Consider the following 5,601-nt stretch of genomic DNA (forward strand, 5'->3'; position numbering starts at 1 on the left):
CGCCGCGGCTGCGGCGGAGGCGCAGGCGCGGGGTGCCGGGCGGCTGTTCCTGGAGGTCGCCGTGGGCAACGCGGCGGCGCGGCGGCTCTACGGCCGGCTCGGCTTCCGCGAGGTCGGGCAGCGGCGCGGCTACTACCCGGACGGCGCCGACGCGCTCGTGCTGGCGCTGGCCCTCAGCCCGCCTTCCTGAGCGTCACCAGCCAGACATCCTCGGGCGCCTCGCGCCCCGCCGTCTCCGGGGCGACCGAGATCACGGCATGGCCGAGCGCTCGGGCCGAGCCCGGAACGTTGCCGAGCGGTTCCTTGCCGGTCAGCCGTACCGTGGCCGTGGCGCCGGCGGGCATGCGGTCGAGCAGCAGCCGCGTGCGCACGAACGTCATCGGACAAGTCTCGGTGGTGATGTCGAGAAAGAACGGTGCGGATTCGCTCTTCGGTGTCCCTGTCATGCCCCGACCCGCGGCAAGAACGGCGAAACCACACAAGAGGTTGTTGCGGCCCGCTACATACGTCTTTATACACCGCCGGGACGCGACCCGGAAGGCGAAGGCATGGCGATGCAGGACCAGCAGTCCGACTCCAATATCCTTGAGCTGACCGCCGAGATCGTCTCGGCCCATGTCAGCAACAACAGCGTGCCGCTTTCGGAACTGCCCGGCCTGATCCAGGAGGTGTTCCGCACGCTTTCCGCCGTCGGCAAGGGGCAGGCCGCGCCGGAGAAGCCGCAGCCGGCGGTGCCGATCAAGAAGTCGGTCCACCCCGACTACATCATCTGTCTCGAGGACGGCAAGAAGCTGAAGATGCTGAAGCGCCACCTCAAGACCGCCTACAACATGACGCCCGAGCAGTACCGCGAGCGCTGGGGCCTGCCGCCCGACTATCCGATGGTGGCGCCCAACTACGCCAAGCACCGCTCGACGCTCGCCAAGAAGATCGGGCTCGGCACCAAGCCGCGCTCGGGCCGCCGCGGCTGATCCCGGCCGCGCCGGCTGACGGCGGCAGGACCGGCGCGCCGTCATCTGCTATATCGGGTCCGGCGTGGCAGGCAGCCCGCCGGGCCGAGGGCCGGGCCCGCGGCTGAGGAGGGCCGATGGAAAGCCGGATCGAGCGCATGTGCGTCGAGCTGGGCCTGAAGATGACCGGCCAGCGCCGGGTGATCGCGCGCGTGCTGTCGGAGGCGACCGATCATCCGGATGTCGAGGAGCTCTACCGCCGCGCCAGCGCGATCGACCCGAACGTCTCGATCGCCACCGTCTATCGCACGGTGCGGCTCCTGGAGGAGAAGGGGATCCTGGAGCGGCGCGACTTCGGCGAGGGCCGCGCCCGCTACGACCCGACGGATCGCGGCCATCACCATCATCTGATCGACGTCGACACCGGGAAGGTGATCGAATTCGCCGACGAGGGGTTCGAGCGCATGGCGCGCGAGATCGCCGAACGGCTCGGCTTCACTCTGGCCTCGAGTCGGCTGCAGCTCTTCGGCCGGCGCCTCGCCGCGGTCGAGCCGCCCGTGCGCGGCGGTTCGGTGGCGCGTCGACCCGCGGAGGCGCATGCCCGACCGGCGCCGCGGCCGCGCGCGCGGCATCCGGCGCAGCGACGAACCGGACCCGCATGACGAAGGACGTGAAGCCGCCGATGCAGTCAGTCGCCGCGATCGACGGCCCAGGCTTCGGCGAGCTGCGCGCGAGCAATCTCGGCGTGCGCATCGCCGCTGCGCCGTGGGAGCTCGATGCCGCCCAGGCGCTGCGCTATCGCGTCTTCTATGACGAGATGGGGGCGCACCCGACGCCGGAGGTGGCGGCGCGGCGACGCGACTTCGACGCGTTCGACACGGTCGCCGACCATCTGCTGGTGATCGACCACGACCGCGGGCCGGGCGCCGACAGCGTGGTCGGCACCTATCGGCTGATCCGCCGGCCGGCCGCGGCGGCGCTCGGCGGGTTCTACTCGGCAGGCGAGTACGACATCGCCCTCATCGAGGCCTTCCCGGGCGAGATCCTCGAGCTCGGCCGCTCCTGCGTCGATGCGGCCTACCGCACCCGCCCGACGCTGCAGCTCCTCTGGCGCGGCATCGCCGCCTATGTGTTCAAGCACCGGATCGACCTGATGTTCGGCTGCGCCAGCCTGCACGGCACCGATCCGGACGCGCTCGCAGCACCGCTGACCTATCTCTGGCACAACCACCTCGCCCCGCCGGCGCTGCGCCCGCGGGCCCTGCCGCACAGATATGTGGAGATGCGGCGGATGCCGCCCGAGGCGATCGACCTGAAGGCGACGCTCAACGAGCTGCCGCCGCTGATCAAGGGCTATCTCCGGCTGGGCGGCTTCGTGGGTGACGGCGCCGTGATCGACGAGCAGTTCAACACCACGGATGTGTGCGTGGTGGTGAAGACCGATCTGGTGACCGACAAGTACTACCGGCACTACGAGCGCAGATTGCGCGACGCCCTCGATTCCGAAGGCCGCGCCCCGGCCGTGCCGGAGGCGTAGCGGGCAGTTCCGCATACGCCGGCAGGAAGGCGCTGCGAGTCGGGCACCGTTGCTTGACGCGGAAAGTTTTTTAAGCCCATCCTTTCCCTGGGGAAATAACAACGCAACCGGGGGGGATGCGGATGGGGGAATTTCGGGCCGGCACGATGTGGCGGCTTGCCTTGCTGGCGGGAGCGGCGGTCATCACCGGGCCAGCCTTCGGTGCGAACATCACATGGAACGCGGGCACGGGCGACTGGTTCACGGCATCCAACTGGCTGCCGGCGGAGGTGCCGGACGGGAACGACGTCGCCCTCGTGAACAACGGCGGCACCGCCCAGGCGGGAGCCGCCTCGAACATCACCGTCCAGAACTTCGGCTTCGGCAGCACCAGCACCGCGGGGGCGACGGTCAGCGGGACCGGCGAGATCGGGGGCAACCTGACGGCATCGTTCGGCTTCGGCGCGGTCGGTCTGGTGACCGCGGGCGACGGCAGCAGCGCGAGCGGCAGCCTGACGGTCGACGGCAACCTCACTGGCCTCGGCGCGGTCGGCCAAGTCTTCAACACGCCGTCCGGCACGCCGGCGCCGTCGGTCGCGACCGGCACCGTCGCTGTCCAAGGCGACCTGAACCTGATCTCGGCTGTCCAGGCAGGATGGGCGCTGAACGGCGACTCGGTCGCGACCGGCACGGTCTCGGTGCCGACGGGCACGATCCGGACGCAGGCCGCGACCTCCCCGGCCCTGGGGATCGGAGTCGGATTTGGCGCGACCGGCACCGGCATGGTGACGGCCGCCGCGGTGGACACGTCGGCCCAGGCCCTCATATCCCTCTCCCTGGGCGTCGCGGACGATGGGGGAACCGGAATCGGCACCCTGACCCTCGGCAGCGGCACGCTCGGGCTGGCCGGCAGTGCGTTCATCGGCGTGGCGTCGGGGGTGGACGGCACCACCGCGCAGGGCACGCTGACGCTCGGTGGGATGCTGAGCGCCGAGGGTCCCGGGCGGTTGCTGCAGGTCGGCAGCGCTTCGGGCAGTGTCGTCGCCAACGGCAGCGCCAGCGCCTCCGGATCGATCGCGGCGCAGGGGATCAGCGGCTTCCGCTCCGTCACGATCGGCAGCGGCGTCGGCGCCGGTGACACTGTCACCGCCACCGGCACCGCGACGATCGGCGCCGGCGGAATCGTGAATGCGACCGACCCCGGCGGCGCGTTGCAGATCGGCGTCGCCACGGAGCAGGCCGTCAACAATATCGCCGTCGGCCCCGGCCCGGCCGTTACGGGCAGCGCCACCGTCGGCGGGGACATCACCGGCTATGGCCAGGTCGATATCGGCCGGGTGGTCGTGACCGGCAGTGCCGAGGGCAGCCTGGAGCTGAGCAACGGCACGCTGGCCACCGACGCCCTGCGGATCGGCAGCGTCCAGGGCGCCGGCGGCGGCGTGACGGTGACGGACGGGGCGGCGCACGCGGTCGGGCGCCTGTCGGTCACCGACGGTGCGGTCGTCACCGGGCTGTCGTCCTTCACCCAGATCGGGAGCATCGTCTTTCCCGGGGCGGCTGTCCCGAGCAGCGCCAGCGGCGAGCTCGAGCTGACACGATCGAGTTTCACCGGCGGCGTCCTGGACCTGGGGCGGGTGGGACACGGAACCGTCCGCTCGTCGGACAGGAGCACGATCGACATCATCGCCCTGAACGTGGGGTCGAATGGCGGTGGCGGCGCGGTCCATCTCCAGGACAGCACGCTCACGGTCCGGATCGAGCCGGTGCTCGGCTTCGGTGGTGATGCTGTCGTCGGCGGTACCGGCGCCAGTGGCCTGATCGAGGCGACCGGCAGCACGATCGCAATCGCGAACAACCTGTCGATCGCCTCCTTCGGCGTAGGCTCGCCGAACCAGGGTCGTGTGGCGCTGACGGACAGCACGATGTCCGTCGGGCAGTTCGTCGGCATCGGCGCCTTCAACGCCGGCCGGGGCGAGCTCTCTCTCGTGAACAGCACGGCGACCGTCGGTGGGGATCTTCGCCTGGGGTTCAACGTCAACAATGGCGCGCTGTTCGGCGAGGCGATGCTGGAGGTGCGCTCCAGCCTGCTGACGATCGGCGGCGACCTGTTCATGGACGCGTTCGCGGCACCTGGGATCGAGACGATTTTCGGCATCGACGGGCTCGTGCGCGGCCTCGGCGGCTACGGCGCGATCGATGCCGAGAGGGCCACGCTCGCCGGCCTCGTCACGGTGGACTTCGCCGGGCTCGGCGCGCCGCCGGGCGTCGGCGACTGGATGTTCGATCTGATCGTCACCCGCGACAGAATCTTCGGCGACTTCGACGCCGTGCAGTTCCTCGGCCTCGCGAACGGGTATTCCGTCAGCTTCCACGGCATCGTCGAGGAGAACGAGCTCCTGATCTGGCGCGTGATCCTGACGCAGGCCGATCCGAACCAGGTTCCGGAGCCGGCGGCACTTGCCGTGCTGCTGTTCGGGCTGGCGGGGCTGGCGCTGGTGCGCCGGCGCGCCTGACCTACCCGCCGGCGCCGAGCGCCATCTTCTCGGCGACCACGCGCGGGTCGTCCGGCAGCAGCGCCGCGGCCCGTTCGAGCGCCGCGCGCGCATCCGCCGTGCGGCCCATCACGCGATAGGCGCGCGCGAGCCGGAGCCAGCCCTCCGCGTCGTCGGGCGTCTCGCGCAGCCGCTCGGCGAGCCGCGCCACCATCCCCTCGATCATTGCCGCGCGCTCGGCGGGCGGCAGGCCGGCCGCCGCCTCCATCTGCTCGCGCGTCGGCCCGGGAGCGGCCTCGGCGCGCGCCCGCGTCTCGGCCTCGGCGATGCGCTCGGCCAGCATCGGCCGCCAGGCCGCGTCGGGCGGGCTCATCCGCTCGACCGCGCGGAACCCGGCGAGCGCGGCCTCGGCATCGCCCGCTTGCAGGTCGGCGAGCGCCAGGTAGTAGCGCGCGCGCAGGTCGTCGGGCGCGGCGGCGCGCGCCTGTTCGAGCAGACGCCGCGCCTCGGGCGTGACCGCGCCGTCGGCGGCGATCGCCAGCATCTCGGCGAGATCCAACGCCAGCGCCGGCTCGAAGCGGATCGCGAGCGCGCGCCGCGCGGCATCGACCGCCTGCGCGAGGTTGCCGCGCCGGCGCTCGAC

The 5,601-nt window shown here is 71.6% G+C and carries 7 protein-coding genes; 5 read left to right on the top strand and 2 right to left on the bottom strand.

Annotated features, from left to right (window positions below):
• The coding region (locus tag FK498_RS16965; protein ID WP_370510914.1) for a GNAT family N-acetyltransferase at positions 1-190 on the top strand (190 nt) is incomplete at its 5' end.
• Here FK498_RS16965 and FK498_RS16970 read toward each other — a convergent pair.
• Positions 174-446: a sulfurtransferase TusA family protein gene (locus FK498_RS16970; protein WP_141856647.1), complete on the bottom strand. Its 273-nt coding sequence runs from the start codon at positions 444-446 to the stop codon at positions 174-176. The genes FK498_RS16965 and FK498_RS16970 overlap by 17 nt on opposite strands.
• Before the next feature lie 108 nt (positions 447-554).
• Between FK498_RS16970 and FK498_RS16975 the strand changes: the two genes are divergently transcribed.
• The 4 genes from FK498_RS16975 (at position 555) to FK498_RS16990 (ending at position 4,979) form a co-directional block, all read left to right on the top strand.
• Complete coding sequence (locus FK498_RS16975) at positions 555-971, top strand: MucR family transcriptional regulator (protein ID WP_141856657.1); 417 nt, start codon at positions 555-557, stop codon at positions 969-971.
• A gap of 116 nt (positions 972-1,087) precedes the next feature.
• Positions 1,088-1,612: a Fur family transcriptional regulator gene (locus FK498_RS16980; protein ID WP_141856649.1), complete on the top strand. Its 525-nt coding sequence runs from the start codon at positions 1,088-1,090 to the stop codon at positions 1,610-1,612.
• Positions 1,609-2,487 (top strand): GNAT family N-acetyltransferase, encoded by an 879-nt coding sequence (locus FK498_RS16985; RefSeq protein ID WP_141856651.1) that lies wholly within the window; start codon positions 1,609-1,611, stop codon positions 2,485-2,487. The genes FK498_RS16980 and FK498_RS16985 overlap by 4 nt, the downstream gene beginning before the upstream one ends.
• A 146-nt stretch (positions 2,488-2,633) precedes the next feature.
• On the top strand, positions 2,634-4,979 hold the full coding sequence (locus tag FK498_RS16990; RefSeq protein WP_161988464.1) for a PEP-CTERM sorting domain-containing protein: 2,346 nt from the start codon (positions 2,634-2,636) through the stop codon (positions 4,977-4,979).
• Position 4,980: 1 nt separating this feature from the next.
• Here FK498_RS16990 and FK498_RS16995 read toward each other — a convergent pair.
• A partial coding sequence (locus FK498_RS16995) for a tetratricopeptide repeat protein (RefSeq protein WP_141856655.1) occupies positions 4,981-5,601 on the bottom strand: 621 nt, incomplete at its 5' end.

The sequence above is a fragment of the Elioraea sp. Yellowstone genome, from assembly GCF_006704265.1.
Lineage (GTDB): Bacteria > Pseudomonadota > Alphaproteobacteria > Acetobacterales > Acetobacteraceae > Elioraea.

Excerpts from the sequence above, each read along its gene's own strand:
- FK498_RS16970 (WP_141856647.1), bottom strand. The coding sequence starts at position 446 with ATGACAGGGACACCGAAGAGCGAATCCGCACCGTTCTTTCTCGACATC.
- FK498_RS16975 (WP_141856657.1), top strand. The coding sequence starts at position 555 with ATGCAGGACCAGCAGTCCGACTCCAATATCCTTGAGCTGACCGCCGAG.
- FK498_RS16980 (WP_141856649.1), top strand. The coding sequence starts at position 1,088 with ATGGAAAGCCGGATCGAGCGCATGTGCGTCGAGCTGGGCCTGAAGATG.
- FK498_RS16985 (WP_141856651.1), top strand. The coding sequence starts at position 1,609 with ATGACGAAGGACGTGAAGCCGCCGATGCAGTCAGTCGCCGCGATCGAC.
- FK498_RS16990 (WP_161988464.1), top strand. The coding sequence starts at position 2,634 with ATGTGGCGGCTTGCCTTGCTGGCGGGAGCGGCGGTCATCACCGGGCCA.